This is a genomic window from Bradyrhizobium sp. 930_D9_N1_4 (assembly GCF_052076015.1).
Taxonomy (GTDB): domain Bacteria; phylum Pseudomonadota; class Alphaproteobacteria; order Rhizobiales; family Xanthobacteraceae; genus Bradyrhizobium.
Genome location: NZ_CP197236.1, coordinates 3,839,976 through 3,864,597 on the forward strand (window position 1 = coordinate 3,839,976; position 24,622 = coordinate 3,864,597).

The following is a 24,622-nucleotide window of genomic DNA, read 5'->3' on the forward strand; positions in this document are numbered from 1 at the left end:
TCCGCTGTCGTTGCAGCGTCGCTGCGCGACAAAGAAAATCTTTTGATACTGGTCTGCTTGATCTTGCGTCAGCCATTGGCGAGAACGCTTGGAGTTGAGAGAGTTACGGGAGAACATGATGACGGTTGCACCGCTCCGCTTCGGCATTTGGGCGCTGGTGCATGGGCCACGTGCCGCGCATCAGGATCCGGAAGAACCTTATGATGCCTCCTGGGAGCGCAATCGGGACCTCATCCTTGCGGCCGAGGAACTTGGTTACGATTCGACGCTGATCGCGCAGCACACGATCAATCCGCATCAGGAGGATCTCGATCAGCTCGAAGCGTGGAGCGCCGCCGCTGCCGTTGCCGCACTGACGAAGCGCATCGAGATCATCGCTGCAATCAAGCCGTATCTCTATCACCCCGTGGTGCTCGCCAAGCTGGCGCTCGGGATCGAGAACATCAGCCGTGGCCGGTTCGCCATCAATCTGGTCAATGCCTGGAACCGTCCCGAGCTGGAGAAGGCCGGGATCGGCTTTCCCGAGCATGATGCGCGCTATGCCTATGGCAAGGAGTGGATCTCCGTCGTGTCCCGTCTGATGGAGGGTGAACGTCTCAGTTTCAGTGGCGATCACTTCAACGTCTCGGATTATGCGCTGCGTCCGACCAGCCTCTACCGCAAGCGGCCTGCCATCTATGTCGGCGGGGAATCCGAACCGGCGCGGGATCTGGTTGCCGCCCATGGCGATGTCTGGTTCATCAATGGCCAGCCGCTCGACGACGTCGCCGGCCTGATTGCCGATGTCGCGTCCCGCCCGCGCGGTTCGGCGCCGCCATTGCGTTTCGGTTTGTCCGCCTTTGTCGTCGCACGCGAAACCCGCGAGCAGGCACAGGCCGCCCATGAGCGGCTGCTCAGCCTTGCTGCCAAGGATGCGCCGATGAAGGCGATTCAGAAGCAGAACACGGACCCGAAAGTCGTGATGATGCAGACCATGCAGAAGACGCCGCGGGTCGGCAGCAATGGCGGCACGGCTGCGGGGTTGGTCGGCAGTTACGACGAGGTCGCAGCACGCATCGAGGCGTTCCATGCGGCGGGGATCGAGCTGTTCATGCTGCAATTCCAGCCTTTCGAGTCCGAGATGCGGCGCTTTGCGGAGGAGATTATCCCCCGCGTCCGGGCGAGACAGTCGACCGGGCCTTCCGAGAAAGTGGCCGGGGCCCAAGGATAAGTCAGGCCGACGCGACTTCCGGCGCTTGCTTTGCGAAGCGGCTCGCCGGCCGAGCCAGACCAAAATGGTCGCGCAACGTCGTGCCCGTGTATTCGGTTCGGAACAATCCGCGCTTTTGCAGAATCGGCACGACGGTATCGACGAAGGTCTCCAGCCCCGTCGGGAGAACGTCCGGCATCAGGTTGAAGCCGTCCGCTGCACCGGCCCTGAACCAGGTCTCGATATCGTCCGCGATCTGCTCCGGCGTGCCCACGATGATGCGATGACCAACGCCGCCGCCGAGGGCGCGGATCAATTGGCGGACGGTGAGATTGCCGCGGCGGGCGATGTTGACGGTCCCCTGGAACATGGTGTGATTGGCGTTGGCCGGAAGTGGCAACGGATCGGGGAGTGGTTTGTCGAGTTCGAGCAGGGCAGGGTCGATCTGGAGCGTACCGGCGAGACGCGCCAGGCTGTATTCGATCGGGACCAGCTCCCAGAGCTCATCCTGCCGCCGCTTCGCCTCGGCCTCGGTGCTGCCGATGACCGTGGCAAGTCCGGGCAGGGTGACGATGGAATCGCCGGAACGCCCATAAGCCGCAGCCCGCGTGCGCAGATCGCGCGCATAGGCGACGCCTTCCTCGATCGACTGCGCCAGCGTGAACACGGCTTCGGCATAGGCCGCGGCGAAGTCGCGTCCGTCATTGGAGCCGCCGGCCTGCACCGTCACCGGCCGTCCCTGCGGCGAGCGCGGGACGTTCAACGGCCCGGCCACCGTATAATGCGGGCCGCGATGCGCGATCGGGTGCACCTTCGACGTGTCGACAAATCGCGCGCTCGCCTTGTCGCCGACGAAAGCGTCGTCCTCCCAGCTGTCGAACAGCGCGTGCACCACCTCCGTGAATTCCTTGGCGCGCTCGTAGCGGGCCTTGTGCTCCAGCGCACCGGTGAGGCCGAAGTTGCGGCTTGAAGCGGCATCTGCGGTGGTGACCGCGTTCCATCCGGAACGGCCGCCGCTGGCATGGTCGAGCGTCACGAAGCGGCGCGCAATGTTGTAAGGCTCGTTATAGGTCGTCGACACCGTTCCGATCAGTCCGACATGCTTCGTCGCGGCCGCCACCGTCGCCAGGATGATGGTCGGCTCCAGCGAGGTGAACGACCGATAGTCGATACGATCGTTCACGGCCGGAGAGTCAGCCAGAAAGATCGCATCCAGTTTCCCGCGTTCTGCGATCTGGGCCACCCGCACATAATGACCGAGATCGTAGAAGGCGCGTGGATCGCTCTCCGGCAGTCGCCAGGCCGACGGATAGACGCCGGAGTGAAGCAGATTGACGTTCAAGCGCAGTTGGCGTGGTGACATGGTGATTCCGGCGTCAGCGTGGGTGTCGATCGCGGTGCGTAACGAGCGGGCAGCATTGAATTGTCTGATTGGCGTTCGACGTCGTCGATTTCATCCACCGCCGGCGCAAGTTATCGAACAATTTTTCAAACTTCATGTGCAGCCGTCGTCGCCATCGTTTGCGTGTTGCGTTTGCGCGCGACGACGAATTACATCGCGATGCAACAAGAGATAACGCCTCGTGCAGATCGGATGAAAGCGCAAACGAACGTCATCCTTCAATTGGTGATGTTCGATGCGTCGATTGCACGGCAGCAGCAGAAACGATTGCGAGTGACGCGGATGAAGAAGAATAATTTGCTGGCGAGCGGCATGGCGATTGCCTTGCTTGCGTCGAATGCGGCGTATGCCGAAGACAAGCCGGTGGCGGGAGGGGCGCTGCGGTGGGGCGTGACGACCGAACCGTCATGCTTCGATCCGCATTACTCGTCACAGCAGGCCGCGTTCTTCGTGTCCCGCAACTACATCGACTCGCTGATCGCCAAAAAGGCGGACGGCACCTTTGCGCCGTGGCTTGCGACCGAGTGGTCGATCTCGGCCGACGGCAAGGAATACACCTACAAGCTCAGGGAAGACGTCGTCTTCCACGACGGCGAGAAGTTCGACGCCGCCGCTGTCAAGGCCAATTACGATTTCGTCAAGAAGCCCGAGAACGCCGTCACTGCTGTGTCGCTGCTCCAGGCCTACGATCATGCCGAGGTGGTCTCGCCCTATGTGGTCAAGCTGCTGCTGGCGACCCCGGATTCGAGCTTCCTGGAATCGACCTCGAACGTGAAGCTTGGCTTGATCTCCCCGAAATCGCTGGCGAAGGGCGATCTCTGCGGCGGTGGACGCGGATTGGCCGGCACCGGACCGTTCGTGTTCGAGAGCTACACGCGCGGTCAGTCCGCGGTGTTCGCGCGGAATGCGGCGTATAATTGGGCGCCTGGCAATGCGGCACATAGCGGCCCTGCTTATCTGGATCGCGTGACGTTCCGCTTCCTGCCGGAATACGCCGTTCGCACCGGCGCATTGACGTCAGGTCAGGTGGACCTGATCGAGGGCGTGCAGCCGACCGATGCGCCGCTGTTCGCGGAGCAGCCGGGTTTCAAGCTGCTGACCGGTCCGTCCGGCGCCAGCACGTCTTTCACCTTCAACATCAACTATACACGGCCGCCTGCAGACGACGTCCGCGTGCGCCGCGCGCTCCGTGACGGCTTCGATCTGGAGCCGATCGTCAAGCAGGTCTATCTCGGCACCGTGCCACGCGCCTGGTCGATCATCGGCCCGGCCAACCCGGCCTACAACAAGGCGCTGGTCGGCTCCTGGGGCAATGACATCGCCGGCGCCAACAAGCTGCTGGATGAGGCCGGCTGGACCGGCCGCGATTCCGATGGCTTCCGTACCAAGGACGGCAAGCGCCTCTCGATCGAAGTCGGCTATCCCCAGCCTTACGTGCGCGACAGCCGCGACATTCTCATCCAGGGTGTCCAGGCCGCGCTGCGCAAGAATGTCGGTCTCGACCTGAACTTGCGCCTTATCACCGCCGGTGAATATGCCAAGAACAACGCCAACGGCACCTGGGTGATTTATCCCAACACGGACAATCCGTCCGATCCTGCCCGTGAACTCTGGGACATGCTGGGATCGAAGGGCTTCCTCTACTCCAACATTCCCAATCCTGACCAGGAGATCACGAGCCAGATCGACGAGTCGCTGCGCACGACCGATCCGGTCCGCAAGCGGCAGCTCACCGATGCGATCCAGAAGCGCGGTGTCGATCAGGCCTTCATCGTGCCGCTGTTCGCGCCGAGCTGGTTCCTAGCGGCGAAGGGCAACGTCAATGGTCTGGGATTCGAGGCCGGCCTCGACTCGCCATCCAGCGCCTATGACTTCTGGATCGCGAAGAAGTAGCCCATGTGGTCCCGCATCATCTCCAGGCTGTTGACCAGCCTGGTGGTGGCCTGGGCGAGCGTGACAGCGACGTTTCTGGCGTTGCACGCTTTACCCGGCCGCATTCAGGATATCCTCGCAGGCGATGTCGAATATCCAGGCTTGCGTGAGGCGATCGCGGCCGAATGGGGGCTCGATAAGAGCCTGCCGATGCAATACTTCGACTTCCTGTCCCGGATCCTGCGCGGCGATTTCGGCACGTCCTATGTGCTGCGCCAGCCCGTGATCGAGGTGGTGGGATCGCAGCTTCTGCCGACGATCGAGCTCGCGCTCTCCGCCGGCGTCCTGGCGATCGTGATTGCCGGACTCATCGCGCTGCTGACCGCAGGGCGAGGGCGGTTCTCGCGGGAGCTGGCCTCGTTCGTGGAGCTGGTGTTCGCCTCGACCCCGGTGTTCTGGCTCGGCATTCTCCTGCTGATGGCGTTCTCGTTCAATCTGCGCTGGTTTCCTGTATCAGGCGCGGAAGGGTGGAATTCGCTCGTCCTGCCGGTGATCACCCTGGCGCTGCCCACCGCCGGCCTGCTGACGCAAGTGCTGCGCGAAGCCATGGAGAAGACGCTCGACCAGCCCTTCGTGACGACCGTGCGGTCGCGCGGCGTCGGCGAGTTCGTCATTCGCTGGCGGCACGTGTTGCGGCATGCCTTGTTGCCGGCGGTAACATTGGGCGGCTGGCTGATTGGCGGCCTGCTCGGCGGTGCGGTCATCACCGAGAAGGTGTTCGGGCGGCCGGGCCTCGGCACGGTGACGCTCGGTGCGGTGCTGACCCACGATGTGCCGGTCGTGCTCACCGTCGTGCTGCTCGCGGCCTTCATTCACGTCGCCGCATCCACGCTGCTCGACATCCTCTATGTGCTGATCGATCCGAGATTGAGGGCTCAATGACCGCGCCGTCGCATCGCTCCTTCGACGCGGCCGTGCCGCTCGAGGCGCCGCAGGACCTCGTCGGCCTCGAGACGCCGCACGTCGCGATCGGCGTTCGCCGCCGGCCGCCGTTCGGGCTCATTCTGTCCGGCGTCTTCGTCGCGCTCCTGATCGCGGCCTCGATCGCGCCCGTGTTGTTCACGCATTTCGATCCGCTCGTCGGCGATTTCAGCGAGGGCCTGAAGCCGCCGGGCTGGGCGCATCTGTTCGGGACCGACCGGCTCGGCCGCGACGTCTTCGCACGCACCGTTTTCGGGACGCGCTACTCGCTCCTGATCGGGTTCGGCGGCGTCGCGGTCGGGCTCGGAGCTGGCATTGTCCTCGGTATCATCGCAGGGCAACGTAATCGCATTCTGGATGAGGCCGTGTCGCGCCTGTTCGACATGCTGTCGTCGTTTCCCGGCGTGCTGCTCGCCATGCTGATCGTGACCTTCCTCGGCCAGGGCATGCTCAACATCGCCATCGCGGTCGGCATCGCCGGCATCCCCAAATTCGGCCGCGTGGTACGGGCGCAGACTCAGCTGATCCGCGATGCCGACTACGTGACGCAGGCCGCAATCTACGGCTTGAGCCGTTGGCAGGTGTTCATCCGGCACGTCCTGCCCAACGTTCTCGTCGCAATTCCGATCATCGCCACCGTCTATATCGGCTCTACGATCCTGATCGTGTCGGGTTTGAGCTTCCTCGGACTAGGACCGCAGCCGCCGACGCCGGAATGGGGCGTGATGCTGGCGGAGAGCCGGGATGTACTACGGGTCGCCTGGTGGCCCGGCGTCTTCCCGGGCCTGGCCATCACTGCGACGGTGATCGCCTTCAGCGTCATCGGCAACCATCTGCAACAGCGATTTGAAGGGCGGCTCGCATGAGCGGCGTAGGTTCGCAGAGCGATTTGACAGCTCCGATCGTGGAGGTCCAGGGGCTGAGCATCGGCTTCGCCGGCGCCAATGGTGGCAGACCGATTGTTACCGATTTCGATCTCACCATAAGGCCCGGCGAATGCGTGGCGCTGGTCGGTGAGTCCGGCTCGGGCAAGAGCATCACCGCGCGCAGCCTGCTCAATCTCGCCGGCGACGGCGCGAGGACGGCCGCGCACCGGTTCGAGATCAAGGGACGTGACGCACGCAGCTTCGGCGAAGCCGACTGGCGCAAGCTGCGTGGGACCGTGACCGGGCTGGTCATGCAGGACGCCCTGGTCTCGCTTGACCCCTTGCGGACGATCGGCCAGGAGGTCGCCGAGGTCATTTCAAGCCATCGCATCCTCACCGATCCCGGCGCGATCCGCGACCGGACGCTGGAAACGCTCGGCAAGGTCGGCATTCCCAACCCGGCCGACCGGGCCCTGCAATATGCGCATCAATTGTCGGGCGGCCTGCGCCAGCGCGCGCTGATTGCGTCAGCCATTGCGGCTGGTCCCGATCTGATCATCGCGGACGAGCCGACGACATCGCTCGATGTCACGGTCCAGGCCCAGGTCCTTCAGGTCCTGGCCGAGCGGATCCGAGAGGGAGCGGGCCTTCTGCTGATCAGTCACGATCTCGCCGTCGTCGCCGGCATCGCCGACCGTGTCATCGTGATGCGCGACGGTCGGGTGGTCGACAGCGGGCCGACCCGCGATGTCCTCACCCGTCCGCGCCATCCCTATACGCGGCAGTTGATCGCAGCGGTTCCGTCGGGGGAGTCGCGCGGATCCAGGCTCGCGTCGGCGAGGTTCGACTCCGGCGCTGCCGATGCAACAACGATCGCCATCGTGCGGGAGCCCCTGCCGCAGCGACAGGCGGCAGGCGAGGTCGTGCTCGAAGTCAAGCAGATCTCGAAGAGTTTCATCGCGCCGAAAGCCGCCGGACGAGCGAAGTCGGTGGTCCTGCAGGATATCAGCTTCGACGTCAGGGCGGGCGAGGTCGTCGGCATTGTCGGCGAATCCGGCTCGGGAAAATCGACCTGCGCCAAGATCGTGCTCGGCCTGCTTCCGCCTGACGACGGCGAGGTCAAATTGCTCGGAGAGCCCTGGTCTTCGGTCGCGGAATCCGGACGCCGCCGGCTTCGCCGCAAGCTGCAATACATCCCGCAGGACGCCCTCAGCAGCTTCGATCCACGCTATCGCGTGAAGGACATCATTGCGGAAAATCTTCCGGGCGCCGACAGCCGCGTCGCGCGCCTGGACCGGATCGTGTCGCTGCTCGAACTGGTCGGCCTGAGTGCCGATCATATCGACCGCGTGCCGCGATCGTTGTCCGGCGGTCAGCGTCAGCGGGTGTCGATCGCGCGGGCGCTGGCGGCTGAGCCGGCCGTCATCGTGTGCGACGAGCCGGTTTCAGCGCTCGACATCTGCATTCAGGCCCAGGTGCTCGATCTTCTCGCCGAGCTCCAATCGCGGCTCGGCACGGCGCTGCTCTTCATCTCGCATGACCTTGGTGTCATCGAGCATCTCTGCGATCGGGTGCTGGTCTTCCAGAACGGCCGCATCGTCGAGCACGGCGCCGCCGAGGCCGTGCTGCGGAATCCGCAGCACGCCTACACGCAGAGCCTGTTGGCGTCCGTACCGGACATCCAGCGCGGGCTGAGTGCGGCTTAAGCCGGAGATCAGGAGCCCTTTGGCGACCAGATCTTGATCGCCGTGGTGTCGATCTTCACGGGGATCAGCCCCTCCGCATGGAACGCATCGGCAATGCGCTGCTGCTCCGACAGGCCCGGGCCGGTGACGGCACCGACCTGATAGGAGCGGTGGCTATTGGCTTCCTCGACGGTTGCGGCGTCGATACCCCAGAGCCCGGCGAGCAATGTGGCGGCATCCTTTGGCTGCGCCTTCACCCATTTTCCCGTCGCGGCGAGCTTTGCGAAGATCACGTTGAGGACCTGATCGTGCTTGTCCGCATAGGCGGCCGATGCGAGGTAATAGCGCTTGTAGCTTGCGAGGCCGTTGCTGCCGTCCGACAGGATCTGGCCCTTTGTCTGATGCAGAGCACTGGTCAGGAAGGGATCCCAAGCGACCCAGGCGTCCACATTGTTGCTGACAAAGGCCGCGCGGCCGTCGGCCGGCGTCAAATAGGCAGGGGTGATATCCTTGAAGCTCAGCCCCGATTTGGCCAGCGCCGCAAGCAGCAGATAGTGGCTGCCCGCGCCCTTGGTCACCGCGATCTTCTTGCCCTTCAGCTCCGCGACGGTCTTGATCGTTGACGATTGCGGAATGACGATCGCCTGCGCTGCCGGCGAGGCCGCTTCCTCCGCGATGTAGGCGAGCTTGGCGCCCGCAGCCTGTGCGAAGATTGGCACTGTGTCGGCGACGTCGGCACCGAAATCGATGCTGCCGATGTTGATGGCTTCCAGCAGCGGCAGGCCGCTGGTGAATTCGTGCCAGGAGATCGTGACGCCGAGCGGAGCCAGCGCCTTCTCCAGTTCGCCGTTGGTCTTCAGGATCGCGGTCAGCGTCGAGGACTTTTGATAGCCGATGCGGATTTCCTCGGACATTGCGGGCCGAGCGGCCGCCAAAGCGAAGAGGCCGAGCGCGGCCGCGGCGAGGACCCGCAGGTGGGACATGAGATGATGCATTTCGGGTATCCTGTTCGCGAAGCTGCCATGTCGTCTCGACCGCGATGGGGGAGGCTGACCATTTGCAATGTGCCGATGAACGGGGACGCCTGGCAATTCCGGAATATGGCGCGGAACGGAACGAACATTCTCCCGTGCGCCGCGAATTAAGAATGGCGTTGTCTTTGCGTCAAGATATCGGGATCATGGGCGCGGGCGTGTTGTGACGCCGCCGCTCGATAGCAATTAATGCTTGGCCGCAGTGGCCCGGATCGCAGCTGCCAGTGTCCTCAATGAATGCTTGGTTGGCTGGTCCCCGGGGCTTGCGTGCATCACGACGTCCCGCGGCGGGAGCGGCGGCAAGCCCAATTGGGAGCCGACATCGATCGTGTCCGCAGGGGCGACGCGGCGCCCGAGCGCTGCGACGGCGAGACCCGCCGAGATCGCCGCGCCGATGGTGGCAACGCCGCCGCCGACGAAGACCTCGGTCCAGGCGATGCCGGACTTGTTGAGGGCGTCGACGGCCATGCTGCGCACGCTGCACGGATCGGCCTGCGTGGCGATCCGCAGAGGCTCTCCGCGGTGGTGCTCAAAATCCGCCGAGGCCATCCAGCCGAAAGTCTCCTTCAGGATGACCTCGCCGCCCCGCCGGCGATTGTCGTGGCGCAGCACGATCGCGGCATCGATCGCACCACGGTCGAACTCGTCGAGCACCTGGCGCGAGGTCGATACGCGGATCTCGAGCACGAGGCGCGGTTCTGCGCTCTTCATTCGGCGTAGCAGGATTGGCAGCTCCGCGCCGACGATGTGATGGCTGATGCCGACGACGAGACGGCGCCGCTCCAGTCCGAAGCTGCCGAGTGCGCCATGGTGTGCGGCAAGCAGCGTGCGCGCGGGGGCAAGGAAGGCATCACCATCTGCGGACAGGCGCACCAGGCGAGGCGTGCGATCGAGCAGCCTTCGCCCGAGTTCATCCTCGAGCCGCTTGATCTTCAGGCTGATCGCCGACTGCGTCGTGTCCATCGCTTCGGCGGCGCGGGTAAAGCTCTTCAGATCGGCAGTCAGCACGAAGGCCTGCACCGCTTCGATGTCCAAGGTCTTCATCTCAGTCATTCCAAATATCAATCACTGAAACATCATTTCATATCGTTTTTGAATGATCAACCAGCGGCTATCTATTCTCCCGGGCTGAAGTTCAACGAAGAGACATGCCAGATGACGATCGCTCACTACATCCATCGCCTGCCTGCCGATTACGACATCGGAATCATCCGCAGCCGCGCCAGAGACCGCGGAGCGCTGTGGAACGACGTGCCCGACTTGCACTTCAAGGGCTTCCTGCTCCGCGAGCGCGGCCGCTTCGGCGCGATCGCAAGCAGCTATTCGTCACTCTATCTCTGGCGAACCGATGAAGCCTTCCGCAATTTCCTGGTGAACGGCCGTTACAAGATCGTCACCGACAGCTTCGGCAGGGCCGACATTCAGACGCGCTTCTCGCTCGACGCGCGGCGCGGCCGCGCCAGCGACGCCCGCTTCATCACCAGGCAGGAGTTGAGCATTCCGCTTGATGCCGATCTGACCGCGGCCTTCGCTGCCGAGATTGCGCGTAATCGCGAGGTGGCCGGGCGGCCTGGAACGGTGGCCGCCATCGTCGGCGTCGATCCGCAGAGCTGGACGTTCACGCGTATCCAGCTGTCCGAGCGTGAACCGACCGGGGAGGGCGATGCCGTCGCCTATGAAGTCTTGCACCTGGCAAGGCCGCTGCTGGACTCGCTGCCGTCGGCGGGGGCTCGATGAGCTATCGGTTCGAACCCGGACGCATCTACCGGATGCCGACCCATTTCGGGCCGGCACCCGGGCCTCGCCAGTTGCCGGCCGGCGTTGTCGGGGATCGAACGAAGAGCCCGCGCCGGCTCTCGGTTGCGGCGAGCTTCCTGACTGACGAGGCGATGCTGCAGCGACATTTGCCGGAGGGCTTTTCGCTCGTCGGCGATCCCGTCGTCACGGTGGAATTCCACTATATGACGGAGATCGATTGGCTTGCAGGTCGCGGCTACACCATGATCCATGTCAGCTGGCCTGCGCGCTTCGACGGCATGCGGGACCATGCGGCGGGCCGTTTCCTGGCCGTCGTCTGGGAGAGCCTCGCCGATCCCATCATCACGGGGCGTGACGAGATCGGGCATCCCAAACTCTATGCCGAGGTCGACGCTCCCCGGCAAAGCGAGGGTGTCCAGCTCTGCACCGCCGGGTGGATGGGGTTTCGCTTCCTAGAACTCTCTGTGGCCGATCTGCGCCCTGCGACTGCCGCGCAGGCGCCAGCCCCATCCGATGGGACGTTGATGTTGAAATATGTGCCGCGCGCGGGCGCCTGGGGCGAGCATGAACTCTGCCAGGTGACCCTGACGCCGTCTGAAGACCCCGACTACGTTATTGAAGCACGGCAGCTCGGGCACGGTGCCGTGCGTTTCCATCGCGCCGCTTGGCGTGATCTGCCGACCATGTATCACGTCGTGAACGCATTGGCAGAACTGCCTGTCATCGAGCCGCGCGGCGGCCGGGTGCAACATTCGCGGGGCGGAAAGCCGTACCTTGACCAGAGGATATTGTCGTAGAGAACCGCTTCGATTGCGGCACGCGATGCCAAACAACGCCGCGCGTCGATCGGACGGCTACCCGGCCGCGTCGACCTGGCGAAGATCTGCGGTCCTGGACGGCAAATGCCGGAAGCCCGCACCGGGATGCGTGCGGTGTAGCCGCGGGCCACGTCCCGCGAACAGCTTTTCGCGCAGCGTTCCCTCACGATAGGCGGTCTTATACACGCCGCGTGATTGCAGCTCGGGTACCACGAGATCGACGAACGCATTGAGCGATTCCGGCGCGACCAGGCGGAACAGGTTGAAGCCGTCGACATCGGTCTCGTCCGCCCAGGCGATCAGCTCGTCAGCAACGTCCTGCGGCGAGCCGACCACGAAGGGGGACCGGGCGCCGGCGCGGCTCAGCCTTGCGAGGTCGCGGACATTGACCGGCCGGTCGCTCCGCACCGTGAAATTCTCGACCATCGATTGAATGGCGTTGCTCTCGACGTATTCGATCGGCTGATCCGGCCGGTAGGTCGAGAAGTCAATGCCGGTCCAGCCTGACAACAGAGCGAGCTGGCCGGTCTGGTCGACATGGCGCGCGTAGTCGTCGAGCAGATCGTTGGCCTCGGCACGCGTCGGTGCCACGATCACGGTCGCGCCGGCAAACAGGCGGATATCGTAGGGATCGCGGCCGAAGCCCTTGGCCGCTTCCCGTATCTCGCGCACGGCGCGCGCAAGGATCGGCCTGGTCTGGCCGTTGAGAAAGATCGCCTCCGAATGTTGGGCCGCGAAAGCGCGGCCGCGCCGCGATGTGCCGGCCTGGTACAGAAGCGGCGTCCGTTGCGGCGAAGGTTCTGCGAGATGGATGCCGTCGACCTTGAAGTAGGGGCCCTCGTGCAGCACGCGGTGGAGCTTCGCGGGATCGGTGAAAATACGGCTGCCGCGATCGCGGCGGACAGCGTCGTCCTCCCAGCTTCCTTCCCATAGCTTGTAGGTCGCGGTGAGAAAATCTTCGGCCGCATCATAGCGATCATCGTGGGCGCGGCCGGCCGGAAGCCCCATGCCGCGCGCGCCGCTGTCGAGATAGCCGGTGACGATATTCCAGCCGATCCTGCCATTGGTGAGGTGGTCGAGCGTCGAGAACGTGCGGGCCAGTTGATAGGGATGCTCGAACGTCAGGTTCGACGTGATGCCGAAGCCGAGATGCTTTGTGACCAGCGCCATGGCCGACACGAGCAATGTCGGGTCTGCGTTCGGGAGTTGAACGGCGTGCAGGACGGCGGCATCGGCGTTGCCGCCATACACGTCATACACGCCGAACACATCCGCCAGGAAAATGCCGTCGAGCAGTCCGCGCTCCGCGGTTCTGGCGTAGTCGACCCAATAGTCGAGCGTGTTGTAGTCGATGGACGCATCGCGCGGATGCGACCAAAGGCCCGCCCAATTGTGGCTCGGCGCCGTCATGTTGAAAGCGTTGAAGCGCAGCTCGCGCGGTCTCGTCATGGTCCGGTCCGATCGTTCATTGCGGAGTACATTCGCTCCGCGCGGCGAGTTTTTAACATTTTGCGCTAGCGAGTTTGTTTCCAATTCAGCGAAGGACTGGAAAGAAACGCGTCGCGAAGCCGTGACGATGCAGCACGCGTATCGCTATTTTCCTGAAGCGCTCGACAGCGGCAGAATCCGACCGCATCATTTTCGTCGACAAGCACGGCTTGCCGCGTATCACGCGCGCTCTCGATATCGAAAGGGAATTGCAGATGGCGTTGGAGACCCGGAATTTCGAGACGCTGGCGTTACACGGCGGGTCGTACCGCACCGATCCCGCCACGGGCGCGGTGGCCGTTCCGATCTACCAGACCACGTCATTTCAGTTCGAAAACACCGATCACGCCTCGCGCCTGTTCGCGCTCGAGCAGCTGGGTCCGATCTATACGCGCATCGGCAATCCGACGCAGGACGCGTTCGAGACCAGGCTTGCCGCATTGGAGGGCGGGGTAGCGGCACTTGCAGTCGCCTCAGGGCAAACCGCTTCGGCGTTTGCGCTCTTCAACGTCGCGCAAGCCGGCGACAACATCGTGTCCTCGACTGATCTCTATGGTGGAACCTGGACGTTGCTGTCGCAGACCCTGAAGCAGTTCGGCATTGAGGTTCGGTTCGTCGATCCCGCCGATCCCGAGAACTTTCGCCGCGCGACCGACGCCAAGACGCGGGCCTATTTCGGCGAAACGCTCCCGAACCCCAAGCTGAATGTATTTCCCATCAAGGAGGTCGCGGATATCGGCCGCTCGCTCGGCGTGCCGCTGATCCTTGACAACACGGCTTCGCCGCTGATCGCGCGCCCGTTCGAACACGGCGCCGCGGTGGTGGTCTATTCGACGACAAAGTACATCGGCGGCCACGGCACCGCGATCGGTGGCGCCATCGTCGATGGCGGCAATTTCGACTGGGCGGCGCATGCCGAGCGCTTCCCGCTGCTGAACGAGCCCGACGAGGCCTATCACGGCGCGATCTGGACCGAGGCGGCAAAACCGCTCGGCCCGATCGCCTACATCCTGCGCGCGCGCGTCAAGCTGCTGCGCGATCTCGGCGCGTCGATTGCACCGCAAAACGCTTTCCAGTTCATCCAGGGCCTTGAGACCCTGCCGCTGCGCATCCGGCAGCACAATGAGAACGCGGGGAAGGTTGCGAATTTCCTGGCCAAGCACGCATCGGTCTCAAACGTGATCTTCCCCGGCCTGCAAAGCGGGGAGAACCGCCGCAGGGCCGACGCCTATTTGAAGGGCGGGTATGGCGGGCTGGTCGGCTTCGAGCTCAAGGGGGGCATCGAAGCCGGCCGGCGCTTCATTGACGCGCTGAAGCTGTTCTATCACGTCGCCAATATCGGCGACGCCCGTTCGCTGGCCATCCACCCGGCCTCGACGACGCATCAGCAGTTGACCGCGGCCGAGCAGCTCGCCGCTGGCGTCACGCCCGGCTACGTCCGACTGTCGGTCGGCATCGAGCACCCCGACGACATCCTGGCCGATCTCGGTCAGGCGTTGGCACAGGCCGACGCCGGCGCGCGCAAAGCCGCGTGAGACACATCCTCTGATTTGAAACGGGAACTTGAGACAATGAGAATCCTTCGTCGTACCGCCCAGGCCGCAGGTCTCTGGCTTGCATTCGCCGCGGCGGCCTTCGCCGGCGAACCGCTGAAGATCGCGACCAGTGCCGGCCCGGTTGGGCAACTGGCCGCTTTTGCCGCCAAGCTCGCCAAGGAGAAAGGGCAGGACGTCAAGATCGTCGAGCTCTCGGACTGGGTGGCATTGAATGAGGTCGTGAACAGCGGCGAGGTCGACGCCAATCTGTTCCAGCATGCGACCTATCTTGCGCTTCAGAACAAGCAGCGCGGCTTCAACCTGGTGCAGGCCGACAAGGTCGGCGTGATCGCACCGGTCGGCCTGTTCTCGAAGAAGATCAAGAAGCTCGACGAGATCAAGTCGGGCGACAGCGTCGCCATTCCGAACGAGCCGCTCAACGGCGCGCGCGGGCTGATCCTGCTGGAGCGCGCCGGGCTGATCAAGCTCGCGCCCGGCAAGGGCTTTTCGGTCAGCAAGTTCGACATCACCGACAATCCCAAGAACCTGAAAATTGTCGAGCTGGATCCCGCGCAGACCTATCGCTCACTCGACGACGTGACGCTGGCGCTGGTCAACATCACCTATCTCATTCCGGCCGGCGGCGATCCCAAGTCCGCACTGATCATCGACCGCACTGTCGACGAAGGTCTCGTGCTGCGCTTCACGGCCAGGCTGGACAAGAAGGACGATCCCCGCCTGAAGGCCTTCATCCAGGTGTTCAATTCGCCTGAGGTGAAGCAGTTCATCGAGGAGAAAATTCCGGCGTTCATTCCGGCGGGGTTCGGCAGCTAGGTCAGCGCTGGCGCAAGGACATGATGCCATGATCTATGTCGTCGACGTCGATCACATAAGCCTTGCGTTTGCCGCTCGTAGCGAGACGCAGGCGGCAGAAATTGCTGGCTCGCGACAGTTTGCTCGCGCGATCGGACGGCCTTGCACGGACCGACAAGGCGTGAGGGCGTCAACCCATCAGTTGCGCGTGGCGACCGCTCAGGAACAGGGCGTCTTCCACGACATGTCCGCCGAGTTCGCAGATGCCCAGGCGGATATCCTGGTTGCCCGTGTCGGGTAGCCGTCCCAATCAGACATTCCGCTTGAACAGGAGAACGTAGATCATGAAGCGCCGCTTGTTGCCGTTGATGGCCGCCCTTGCTCTGTTTGCCGCGCCGGCTTCCGCGGATCAGAAGATCAAGGTCGGGATATCGGGCGGCGATGCCGAGATCATCTGGGCCAAGGTCAAGGAGATCGCCGCCAAGGACGGTCTCGATGTTCAGGTCGTCGTCTTCAACGACTACCTCTTGCCAAATGCCGCACTGGACGTCGGCGATCTCGACGCGAACGCTTTCCAGCACAAGCCGTTCCTGGACAATCAGATCAAGGCGAGAGGATACAGGATCGTCGCCGTCGGCGAGACAATCGTGGCGCCGATCGGTCTTTACTCGCGGAAGGCCAAATCGGTTGCCGAGATCAAGGACGGCGCCTCGATCGGCATCCCAAATGATCCGTCGAACGGCGGCCGTGCCCTGCGACTGCTTCAGGCGGAGAAACTGATTGAGCTCAAGGACGGCGTAGGAATCCTGCCGACCGCGCTCGATGTGACCGGAAATCCCAGGAAGCTGAAGATTCGTGAAATCGATGCCGCTCAGCTGCCGCGCAGCCTCGACGATGTCGATGCCGCCGTCATCAACACGAACTATGCCGTTCCGGCCGGCCTCATTCCGGGCAAGGATTCCATTGCGATCGAATCCTCGGTCAACAATCCATACAACAACTTCATCGCCGTTCGCGAGAAGGACAAGGATACTCCCTGGGTCGCGAAGCTGGTGCGCGCCTATCAGAACGATACGGTCCGCCAGCTCATCAAGGACAAATTGCCAGGACAGATACCGGCGTTCTGAACAGCTTCAATCCGGAGACGAGCGATGACGAATCCATCTGGCCGTGCCGAAAAACTGTCGAGCTCGGCAGGATCGATTGTGTTCGACGCCGACGTATTGGTGCTCGGCGGCGGACCGGCGGGTACCTGGGCCGCAATCAGCGCCGCCGAGCACGGCGCCCGCGTCGTGTTGGTGGACAAGGGCTTTTGCGGTACGTCCGGCGCCACCGCGGCGGCCGGCACCGGCGTGTGGTATGTCGACCCCGTTCCCGAACGCCGCGAGGCTGCGATGGCCAGCCGCGAGAAGCTCGGCGGTTATCTCCAGGACCGCCGCTGGATGACACGCGTGCTGGACCGGACCTACGTCCAGAGCAACCGGCTTTCCGATTGGGGTTATCCTTATCCTGCCGATGAGGACGGCAAGCCGCAGCGGAATTCGCTCCAGGGCCCCGAATATATGCGGCTGATGCGCAAGCGGACCAAGCAAGCCGGCGTCACCATCCTCGATCATTCGCCGGCGCTCGAGCTGCTGGTTGATGGCGACGGCGTGGTTGCCGGCGCCGCGGGCCTGCGTCGCCAGAAGGGGGATCGTTGGGCGGTGAACGCCAAGGCGGTGGTGATCGCCACCGGCGGATGCGCCTTCCTCAGCAAGACGCTTGGCTCGAATGTGCTGACCGGCGACGGCTATCTCCTCGCCGCCGAGGCGGGCGCGGAATTCACCAGCATGGAGTTCTCCAACGCCTATGCGATCTCGCCGGCGTTCGGCTCCGTGACCAAGACCCTGTTCTACAGCTGGGCAAGCTTCACCGACGAGCAAGGCAGCGTCATTCCAGGTGCGTCCTCGAAGGGTGGTCGTTCCGTGATCGCACGCGCGCTTCGCCAGGGCCCCGTATATGCCCAGCTCGACGAGGCCGATGCAGACACCCAGCAGCACATGCGCGTGTCCCAGCCGAACTTCTTCCTTCCGTTCGACCGCACCGGTATCGATCCCTTCACGCAACGTTTCCCAATCACGCTGCGACTCGAGGGGACGGTTCGTGGCACGGGTGGTCTGCGGATTGTCGACGACAGTTGCGCGACCACCGTGCCGGGTCTCTATGCGGCCGGAGATGCGGCAACCCGCGAGCTGATTTGCGGCGGCTTCACCGGTGGCGGCAGCCATAACGCCGCCTGGGCGATGTCGTCAGGGTATTGGGCGGGTGAGGGCGCCGCCGAGTTTGCGCGCCAGCTGGGCACCACTGTCGGGCGATCGGCTTTCCGGCGCGGCACCGTTGGACTGCGCTCAGGCAATGGTCGACCGTTGCAGGGCGGAGCGCTTGCGCGGAGCGTTCAAGACGAGGTGTTTCCTTACGAGCTGAATTATTTCCGCGAGGCCGGGCGCCTGGGCGGGGCACTCGGTCGGCTGGATGCATTGTGGGCAGAAGCGTCGAATGCGGATGCTCCTGACGAGCAGGAGTTGCTGCGTGGGCGCGAAGCGGCCGCCATGCTCGCGACAGCGCGCTGGATGTATCGCAGCGCGCTGGCGCGCCAGGAAAGCCGGGGAATGCATCGCCGCGACGATTACCCCGAGCAGGACGACCGCCACCTCCATTTGGTGACGACCGGCGGGCTCGACGACGTCTGGACATCGGCGCGTCCGCTGGCGTCTGCACAATATTCGGAGGCTGCGGAATGATCGAGGTCATCGACGCCGAGAGCTGCACGGCGTGCGATATCTGCGTCAGCGTGTGCCCGACGAATGTCTTCGACAAGACCGACGGCATCCCGACGATCGCCCGCCAGGGCGATTGCCAGACCTGCTTCCTGTGCGAGCTCTATTGCCCCGAGGATGCGCTGTTCGTCTCGCCGTTTGCCGATGCGCCGCAAGCGGTCGACGTGGCGGCGCTGAAGGAAGCCGCCGTGTTGGGAAGCTATCGGCGTGCCGTCGGCTGGGTCGACGAGAGCCGGCACTTGCGGGCGGCCGATCGAAGCTATCGGCTGTTCGGCCACTAGAAGATTATGTCGGCTCCGGAGAACGACCATGAGTGGAGATCGCCTGTTCCTGCTCAAGCCGGGATTTGAAGATCCGGAGCAGCCGGGACGCTTCTTCGTCTGCCCGCATTGCAATGCGATCGAGGGATTGCTGGCGTCGTTTCCCGGGCTCGCAACACAGATCGAGGTGCATCGTTTGCCGTTTGCGCGCCCGCGAGCAGAACTCGTCGAAATCCTGGGCGAGCAGCATCAAACGCTTCCGATTCTGGTCTTCGACGAAAGCCGGCCGGTGCCTGAGGACGCGGACGTCGCCAACGGTCGGCGTTTCATCGATTCGTCGGAGCGAATCCTCCGCTATCTCGCCGATCGCTATGCATTCCCGCATGTCCACCAATAGAAGACTTCCATGAGATCGCCATCGATCTGAAGCGTGCTACCATCATCAGGTCCATTACTGATCCGGCAAAGTTCGCCGATCATGTGGTGGTCGATGTCGAAGCGTGATGCCGGTTGACAGGAGAAGTTCGTGAGTGACGCCAAGTCCAGCCTGAAAGTGGTCCCCGGACCGTCCAGGATCGATGCCGTGACGCAGGCGTTGCGGGCGCGGTACGGCAACGATGGGCCCGAGATCGGCGATGCGTGGAACGGCGTGCTGGCAAACCTGCTCGCGCATCGCTCGGTTCGGGCCTATCGTCCCGATCCGGTGCCACCGCGCACGGTGGAAACTCTGGTGGCGGCCGCTCAATCGGCCCCGTCCTCGTCGAACCTCCAGACCTGGAGCGTCGTCGTGGTGGAAGACCAGGCTCGCAAAGCGCGTCTCGCCGAGTTCGCGGGCGGTCAGAAGCATATTGTCGAGGCCCCGCTGTTCCTGGTCTGGCTGGCCGACCTCTCGCGGGCCGAGCGGCTGGCGAAACGATCTGAACATCCGGACGATGGCTTGCCGTTTCTCGAGACGTTCCTGGTGGCCGTCATCGACGCCGCGCTGGCCGCGCAGAACGCGGTTGTTGCCGCCGAGTCGCTCGGCCTTGGGTCGGTCTATATCGGCGCGATACGCAACAAGCCCGGTGCGGTCGCCGAAGAGCTGGGATTGCCCCCGAATGTGGTCGCTGCCTTCGGCCTGTGCATCGGTTATCCCGACGCGGCAAGGCCCGCGCAGGTCAAGCCGCGCCTGCGTCAGGATGTCGTGATCCATCACGAGCGCTATTCCGATGCGGGCGACGAGACCGGCATCGCGGCCTACGACGCGACGATCCGCGGCTTTCAAGCCGGCGAAGGCCTGCCTGCGATCGGCTGGGTCGAGGCCGTGCTGAAGCGGCTCGGCTCGGTCCGCTCGCTGAATGGCCGGGATCGCCTCGTGGAAGAGGTGCGCGCGCTGGGATTTCCGCTCAAATGAGCTGAGAGGTCAGCCGCGCCCTAGGTTTGCACCTGGCCCCAGCGCTGCACCGTGATCCGCGTGAGAGTTCGAAAGATCACGCCCTCGACGAGGAGACCGATCAGGATCACCGTGAGCAATCCGGCGAAGACGCTCGCGGTCTCCAATTGCGCGCGGTTGGTGTAGATGAACCAGCCAATTCCGCCGGAGCGCGCGCTGACGCCGAACACGAGCTCGGCCGCGATCAGTGTGCGCCAGGCGAAGGCCCAGCCGATCCGCAGGCCCGACAGGATCTGCGGGAACGCCGCAGGTACAAGAATCTCCGCGACGAACCGCCCGCCCGACAGGCCGAGATTGCGGCCGGCCATGCGCAGGGTCGGCGGCACCGCGAGGAAGCCGCCATAGCAGGCGAGGGCCACCGGCCATAGAACCGAATGCACGATGACGAAAACGAGGCTGGGCGTTCCCACTCCGAACCACAGCAGCGCGATGGGAAGCAGCGCGATGGCGGGAAGCGGGTTGAACATCGATGTCAAAAGGCCAAGGGCCTCGTTCCCCCAACGCGACAGGGCCGCAAGCGTGGTGAGTATTGCCGCGATCGCGACGCCGATCGCGTAGCCGGTGACGAGAACCCGCAACGACGTCAATGTCCGATTGGGTAGCTCGCCCGAAAGGATCGCCGACCAGAGCGCCGACAGGGTCGCGCCAACGGTGGGCAGCAGGAGCGCGTTGTCGAGCCAGCGCGCATAGAGTTCCCAGGCCAGCGCAAAGCCGGCGAGGATGACGACACGCCGCCAGGGCGTTCCTTCAAATGCACGCCGCAGCGCCGGCGAGCGAACGAGTTTTGGGGCTGCGATGTCAGACATGGTCGACTTTCGGAGCAGAAAACACGGTCTCCTGGATTTGCCGTTCCAGTTCAGCGAAAGCTGCGGTGCCGCGAACACGGACCTCCGGCTGAACGCCGAACGTGGCGGCTAGACGTCCCGGGTGCGGCGTCAGGGCCAGGATGCGGGTGCCGACGCGGATGGCCTCGTCGATGCCATGGGTGACGAACAGGGCGGTGTTTCCGGTTTCCTCGCACAGCTTCAGCAGTTCGTCCTGCATCTGCCGCCGCGTCAATGCGTCGAGCGCGGCGAAGGGCTCGTCCATCAGCAGCAGCGCCGGCTCCAGCGCGAAGGCGCGCGCGATCGCGACGCGCTGCTTCATTCCGCCTGATAGTGTGTGCGGAAAGGCATCGACGAAATTCTTCAATCCGACGCGCTCGAGCCAGCGACGCGCGATGCCCTCCGCGTCCCGCCGCGACGATGATTTTCCCCGCTCCAGGGCATAGCGGACATTGCCGAGCACCGTGCGCCACGGCAGCAACTGGTCGAATTCCTGAAATACGGTCATGCGGTCGGGGCCAGGCGCCCCGATCCGTCGGCCATTCATCCGAAGCTCGCCGGCACTCGGCTTGAGGAAGCCGCCGACGGCACGCAGCAGCGTGGACTTGCCGCAGCCCGACGGACCCAGCAGCACCAGCCGTTCGCCGGCCGAGATCGTGAAGCTGACGTCCTCGACCGCAGTGAGAACGCCGTCCGGGGTTGGATAGCTGATGCTGACGTGATCGAGTTCGAGCAACGCCGACGATGCGCCGCCGTCGACGAGGCCGGTCAGCCGCGGAGCGACGTTCATGTCAGCTTCCGGGCTTTTCTCCGAGGCCGGACCAGAACAGATCCCGCCACGATGCCGGTGCCTGTTTGATCAGGCCGACCTTGGCCTCGAAATCCGCGAACTTCTGGGCGCCTTCCGGAGCCGTCGTGAAGTTGACGTCCTTGTCGCGAATGATTGCCTCGACGAAGTCAGGCGCGAGCTTCGAACCTTCGGCCTTGATGTAAAGCGCGGCGGCTTCCTTCGGATTGGCCTTGATCCATTCGTTGGCGCGGTCGAGACCGCGGACAAACGCCTGGATCGTCTTGGGATTGTCATTGACGAATTTCGAGGTGGAATAGACCACGTTGAAGGTGTGGGGACCGCCGAGCACGTCGTAGCTGTTCAGGACCTGATGCACCTTGCCGCTGGCCAGTTGCTGTTGCGAGAACGGCGGCGAGGTGAAGTGGGCGGTGATCTCGGAGCGTCCCGACAGGATCTGCGCCGTCGCGTCGGGGTGAGGCATGCTGACGGTGAGCTCGTCGAGCTTGTCGTATTTGCCGAATGCCTTGTCCGCCGCCATCTGCAGGACGATCGGCTGGAAGCCGACCTTGACCGAGGGAAGTGCGATCCGGTCTTTCTCGGTGAAATCCGCCAGCGTCTTGATGTCAGGGTTGTTGGTGGTCAGGATATTGGCCATCGAGCCCAGCGCGGCGATGCCGATGATCTTGGCGGTGGTTCGGGTCTTGTCCCAGGTGAGGATCATCGGCGTGATGCCGGCTGTCGCAAAATCCAGGCCGCCCGAGATCAGCGCTTCATTCATCGCCGCCGCACCGGAGAGCCGTAGCCATTCGATCTTCGGCGGCGTGATCCCGAGCGCCTTGGCTTCCTCCTCGATCAGTCCCTTTTCGCTGGCAACGATGAGCGGAAGATAGGCAATGCCGAATTGCTGGGCGATGCGAAGCTGGTCCGTCTCGGCGCGAGCCGCGTTGACGCTGCTTGTCGCGACGATCAACGCGAGCGCGGCCACAAAAAAGGGCTTGGAAGTCATCATTCTGTGTCTCTCGAGTTCACATTCTGTCGGCCGCCGCATGAGATCGTTCCGGCCGTTTGAGGTCACATGTCAGGAATTCCGACAGCCGGTCCAGTGAACTGATGTCACGGCGCGATCTTCGAAAGAAATGCGCTGAGCTGGCGGCGTTTCGCAGGCGTCCTGTTCTCCCATCGTCTTGCGAATGAGGACGTGTTTTCTCGGGCTGACAATGTGATTCCCGCCATTTGGAGCGCGCCTTGAAGCCGCGGGAGCAAGGGCGCATGGAGCGATCAATCGTGCGACCGCCATACGTACAGGGAAAGGAGCTCGGCGCTAAAGGATGCGCGAATTCGAGAAGCCTTTGCTACACGGCCGCGCTTGACAGGCCTCGTGTTGTTTTGTTCGGCGACAGCTTGCCGGATGCCATGACGGAACTAGGATGTTGCGCATCGCAATCGAACGCGGATCAGACAAGGTGACAGAGCCCACGAGTTCAGCACGGATTATCGATCTGGCTGCCTATCGATCGGAGCGGAGCAGGCAACAGGCTGCAGCTTCGAGCACGCCGTTGCCGAGCTTCGGCATGAGCCCCTTCGCGACAGGAGCTCCCATGCCGCTCTGCTGGTTCTGGCCGACCTGGGTCTGGATGCCGGTGCCGGTCATGTCGCCAGTGCGGTGGGATGCTTCATGAGCGGCGGACACGTCGCCTCGTCACCGGACACGAACGCATCATCCTCCAACGACCTTGATCTGCCGGTCGTCCTCGGCCGCAATCTGCGGCGCCTGCGGACCAGCCAGGGGCATTCGCTCGAGCGGCTCGCCAAGCAATCCGGGGTGAGCCGGGCGATGCTCGGCCAGATCGAGACCGGGAAGAGCGTTCCCACGATCGCGCTGCTGTGGAAAGTCGCAAGCGCACTTCACGTCCCCTTCGCCAATTTGCTCCAGACTGAGGCGCCCCGCGGGCCAAAGGTCCTGCGTCGCAGCGATGCAAAGCTGCTGACGTCCAGCCAGGGACAGTTCACCTCGCGTGCGCTGTTTCCCTTCGACGGCAATCATCAGGTCGAATTCTACGAGCTGAAGATCGGTCCGCTTCACCGCGAAGCGGCGGAACCGCATGCGCCGGGGACGCGTGAGAATCTCTTTGTCGCCAAGGGCGTGGTCGAGATCACGGTCGGGCTCGACAAGCCGCAGACGCTGACGGAAGGCGACGCCATCCTGTTCGATGCCGATGTGCCCCACGTCTACAAGAACCTGATCGCGGGCGAAGCGGTTCTCTACCTCGTCATGACCTACGCGGAGCCTGCCGGTTGAAAAAGCAAAGGCCGGCGCAAGGCCGGCCCTTCGTCGATCGTTCCCGGGAGAGCGATCAGGCGGCCTTCATCGGCATGCACATCATCATCATGCCGCCGCAGCACATCATCATGGGCATGCCCATCTGCATCATGCTCATCATGCTCTCGCAGGATTTCATGAACATGTCCTTCATGGACGGGTCCATCGGGGTCATCTCGCAGGTCATGCCGGCGGGGGTCATGGTGCACTTGACCTGGCAGGGCATCATCATCGGCATGCCCATCATGTTCATCATCGGCATCATGTTGCCGGCCATTGCGGGGTTCATCATGCCGCCCATCATCATCGGCATGGGCATCATCTGCATTGCTGTGTTCATTTTGTCGTTCTCCGGGATCAGAGCAGGAAGCTCTCGTTTGCGTTGCCATTGGAGATAAATTGAGCTGCTGCGGATGTGAATCGTGAAATGTTCGTCTCGCGCGCTTTCGTCCAAGAAGATGGAAGCGATGCAAGGATGAGAGGCTTGCCGGCCTGACATAACGGATAAGCATCCGTAATATTGGAGATGCCGCCGGCGTCGGGTCGTTGATCTCCGGAAAATGCCGTCGCGTCCGCGGTGACGTCGGGAGAAGTCTGTTCTCCGTCGAAACAACCGTCTCGCCAGTATCAGCCATGACGACACGAGTCCTTCGCGGCGAGTGCCGAAAAGAGTTTTGCCTTTCATTGACGCGCGCACCGCCCGGCCCAAACATGTCGCGATAGGCGTCGTCTTCCTGCA

General features: G+C 63.6%; 26 protein-coding genes. 18 read left to right on the forward strand and 8 right to left on the reverse strand.

Annotation, left to right across the window (positions count from 1 at the left end):
• Positions 1-118: 118 nt before the first annotated feature.
• On the forward strand, positions 119-1,210 hold the full coding sequence (locus AB7532_RS18085; RefSeq protein WP_441239303.1) for an LLM class flavin-dependent oxidoreductase: 1,092 nt from the start codon (positions 119-121) through the stop codon (positions 1,208-1,210).
• A 1-nt stretch (position 1,211) separates the two neighbouring features.
• On the opposite strand, the gene AB7532_RS18090 is transcribed toward AB7532_RS18085, so the two are convergent.
• Positions 1,212-2,552, reverse strand: a complete 1,341-nt coding sequence (locus tag AB7532_RS18090; protein ID WP_441236119.1) for an LLM class flavin-dependent oxidoreductase — start codon at positions 2,550-2,552, stop codon at positions 1,212-1,214.
• A gap of 68 nt (positions 2,553-2,620) precedes the next feature.
• On the opposite strand from AB7532_RS18090, the gene AB7532_RS18095 reads away from it, so the two are divergent.
• The 5 genes from AB7532_RS18095 to nikE are packed head-to-tail and all read left to right on the forward strand — an operon-like array spanning position 2,621 to position 8,016.
• The gene (locus AB7532_RS18095) at positions 2,621-2,887 is read left to right on the forward strand and encodes a hypothetical protein (RefSeq protein ID WP_441236120.1); all 267 of its coding nucleotides are present in this window, start codon (positions 2,621-2,623) and stop codon (positions 2,885-2,887) included.
• Entirely contained in the window at positions 2,874-4,484 is a 1,611-nt protein-coding gene (locus tag AB7532_RS18100; protein WP_441236121.1) for an ABC transporter substrate-binding protein, read from the forward strand. The genes AB7532_RS18095 and AB7532_RS18100 overlap by 14 nt, the downstream gene beginning before the upstream one ends.
• Before the next feature lie 3 nt (positions 4,485-4,487).
• Positions 4,488-5,405: an ABC transporter permease gene (locus tag AB7532_RS18105; RefSeq protein WP_441236122.1), complete on the forward strand. Its 918-nt coding sequence runs from the start codon at positions 4,488-4,490 to the stop codon at positions 5,403-5,405.
• Positions 5,402-6,310, forward strand: coding sequence for an ABC transporter permease (locus tag AB7532_RS18110; protein WP_441236123.1), 909 nt, complete (start codon positions 5,402-5,404; stop codon positions 6,308-6,310). Before AB7532_RS18105 ends, AB7532_RS18110 begins: the two co-directional genes overlap by 4 nt.
• Entirely contained in the window at positions 6,307-8,016 is a 1,710-nt protein-coding gene (nikE, locus tag AB7532_RS18115; protein WP_441236124.1) for a nickel ABC transporter ATP-binding protein NikE, read from the forward strand. Before AB7532_RS18110 ends, nikE begins: the two co-directional genes overlap by 4 nt.
• Positions 8,017-8,024: 8 nt before the next feature.
• On the opposite strand, the gene AB7532_RS18120 is transcribed toward nikE, so the two are convergent.
• Both AB7532_RS18120 and AB7532_RS18125 read right to left on the reverse strand, forming a co-directional pair.
• Positions 8,025-8,978, reverse strand: a complete 954-nt coding sequence (locus AB7532_RS18120) for an aliphatic sulfonate ABC transporter substrate-binding protein (protein WP_441239304.1) — start codon at positions 8,976-8,978, stop codon at positions 8,025-8,027.
• Positions 8,979-9,215: 237 nt separating this feature from the next.
• Positions 9,216-10,073, reverse strand: coding sequence for a LysR family transcriptional regulator (locus AB7532_RS18125; protein ID WP_441236125.1), 858 nt, complete (start codon positions 10,071-10,073; stop codon positions 9,216-9,218).
• A 111-nt stretch (positions 10,074-10,184) separates the two neighbouring features.
• Between AB7532_RS18125 and AB7532_RS18130 the strand changes: the two genes are divergently transcribed.
• Both AB7532_RS18130 and AB7532_RS18135 read left to right on the forward strand, forming a co-directional pair.
• Complete coding sequence (locus tag AB7532_RS18130; RefSeq protein WP_441236126.1) at positions 10,185-10,766, forward strand: DUF4865 family protein; 582 nt, start codon at positions 10,185-10,187, stop codon at positions 10,764-10,766.
• Positions 10,763-11,584: an acetoacetate decarboxylase family protein gene (locus AB7532_RS18135; RefSeq protein WP_441236127.1), complete on the forward strand. Its 822-nt coding sequence runs from the start codon at positions 10,763-10,765 to the stop codon at positions 11,582-11,584. Before AB7532_RS18130 ends, AB7532_RS18135 begins: the two co-directional genes overlap by 4 nt.
• A 57-nt stretch (positions 11,585-11,641) precedes the next feature.
• Here AB7532_RS18135 and AB7532_RS18140 read toward each other — a convergent pair whose 3' ends face one another.
• Positions 11,642-13,054 (reverse strand): LLM class flavin-dependent oxidoreductase, encoded by a 1,413-nt coding sequence (locus AB7532_RS18140; RefSeq protein WP_441236128.1) that lies wholly within the window; start codon positions 13,052-13,054, stop codon positions 11,642-11,644.
• Positions 13,055-13,308: 254 nt separating this feature from the next.
• Here AB7532_RS18140 and AB7532_RS18145 point away from each other — a divergent pair, with 254 nt between their 5' ends.
• The 8 genes from AB7532_RS18145 to AB7532_RS18180 all read left to right on the forward strand — a co-directional run bounded on the left by AB7532_RS18145 (position 13,309) and on the right by AB7532_RS18180 (position 19,910).
• Entirely contained in the window at positions 13,309-14,628 is a 1,320-nt protein-coding gene (locus tag AB7532_RS18145; protein WP_441236129.1) for an O-acetylhomoserine aminocarboxypropyltransferase/cysteine synthase family protein, read from the forward strand.
• A gap of 36 nt (positions 14,629-14,664) precedes the next feature.
• Positions 14,665-15,462 carry a MetQ/NlpA family ABC transporter substrate-binding protein gene (locus AB7532_RS18150; RefSeq protein ID WP_441236130.1) on the forward strand — a complete coding sequence of 266 codons (798 nt, stop codon included), beginning with the start codon at positions 14,665-14,667 and terminating at the stop codon, positions 15,460-15,462.
• 28 nt (positions 15,463-15,490) lie between these two features.
• The gene (locus AB7532_RS18155; RefSeq protein ID WP_441236131.1) at positions 15,491-15,742 is read left to right on the forward strand and encodes a hypothetical protein; all 252 of its coding nucleotides are present in this window, start codon (positions 15,491-15,493) and stop codon (positions 15,740-15,742) included.
• Positions 15,743-15,785: 43 nt separating this feature from the next.
• Positions 15,786-16,568 carry a MetQ/NlpA family ABC transporter substrate-binding protein gene (locus AB7532_RS18160; protein WP_441236132.1) on the forward strand — a complete coding sequence of 261 codons (783 nt, stop codon included), beginning with the start codon at positions 15,786-15,788 and terminating at the stop codon, positions 16,566-16,568.
• Between the two features lie 24 nt (positions 16,569-16,592).
• Positions 16,593-18,221: an FAD-dependent oxidoreductase gene (locus AB7532_RS18165; protein WP_441236133.1), complete on the forward strand. Its 1,629-nt coding sequence runs from the start codon at positions 16,593-16,595 to the stop codon at positions 18,219-18,221.
• Positions 18,218-18,538, forward strand: a complete 321-nt coding sequence (locus AB7532_RS18170) for a 4Fe-4S binding protein (RefSeq protein WP_441236134.1) — start codon at positions 18,218-18,220, stop codon at positions 18,536-18,538. Before AB7532_RS18165 ends, AB7532_RS18170 begins: the two co-directional genes overlap by 4 nt.
• Positions 18,539-18,566: 28 nt before the next feature.
• Complete coding sequence (locus AB7532_RS18175) at positions 18,567-18,914, forward strand: DUF3088 domain-containing protein (RefSeq protein WP_441236135.1); 348 nt, start codon at positions 18,567-18,569, stop codon at positions 18,912-18,914.
• A 129-nt stretch (positions 18,915-19,043) separates the two neighbouring features.
• Complete coding sequence (locus AB7532_RS18180) at positions 19,044-19,910, forward strand: NADPH-dependent oxidoreductase (RefSeq protein ID WP_441236136.1); 867 nt, start codon at positions 19,044-19,046, stop codon at positions 19,908-19,910.
• A 20-nt stretch (positions 19,911-19,930) separates the two neighbouring features.
• Here AB7532_RS18180 and AB7532_RS18185 read toward each other — a convergent pair whose 3' ends face one another.
• From AB7532_RS18185 to AB7532_RS18200, 4 genes are all read right to left on the reverse strand, one after another.
• Positions 19,931-20,755 (reverse strand): ABC transporter permease, encoded by an 825-nt coding sequence (locus AB7532_RS18185; RefSeq protein ID WP_441236137.1) that lies wholly within the window; start codon positions 20,753-20,755, stop codon positions 19,931-19,933.
• Positions 20,748-21,563, reverse strand: coding sequence for an ABC transporter ATP-binding protein (locus AB7532_RS18190; protein WP_441236138.1), 816 nt, complete (start codon positions 21,561-21,563; stop codon positions 20,748-20,750). The genes AB7532_RS18185 and AB7532_RS18190 overlap by 8 nt, the downstream gene beginning before the upstream one ends.
• A 1-nt stretch (position 21,564) precedes the next feature.
• Complete coding sequence (locus tag AB7532_RS18195; RefSeq protein WP_441236139.1) at positions 21,565-22,572, reverse strand: ABC transporter substrate-binding protein; 1,008 nt, start codon at positions 22,570-22,572, stop codon at positions 21,565-21,567.
• A gap of 498 nt (positions 22,573-23,070) precedes the next feature.
• Positions 23,071-23,253 (reverse strand): hypothetical protein, encoded by a 183-nt coding sequence (locus tag AB7532_RS18200; RefSeq protein ID WP_441236140.1) that lies wholly within the window; start codon positions 23,251-23,253, stop codon positions 23,071-23,073.
• On the opposite strand from AB7532_RS18200, the gene AB7532_RS18205 reads away from it, so the two are divergent.
• Together AB7532_RS18205 and AB7532_RS18210 are read left to right on the forward strand one after the other, a co-directional pair.
• Positions 23,239-23,862, forward strand: a complete 624-nt coding sequence (locus AB7532_RS18205) for a helix-turn-helix domain-containing protein (RefSeq protein ID WP_441236141.1) — start codon at positions 23,239-23,241, stop codon at positions 23,860-23,862. The two genes, AB7532_RS18200 and AB7532_RS18205, sit on opposite strands and share 15 nt — an antisense overlap.
• Positions 23,859-24,281 (forward strand): hypothetical protein, encoded by a 423-nt coding sequence (locus tag AB7532_RS18210; RefSeq protein WP_441236142.1) that lies wholly within the window; start codon positions 23,859-23,861, stop codon positions 24,279-24,281. Before AB7532_RS18205 ends, AB7532_RS18210 begins: the two co-directional genes overlap by 4 nt.
• Positions 24,282-24,622 lie beyond the last annotated feature (341 nt).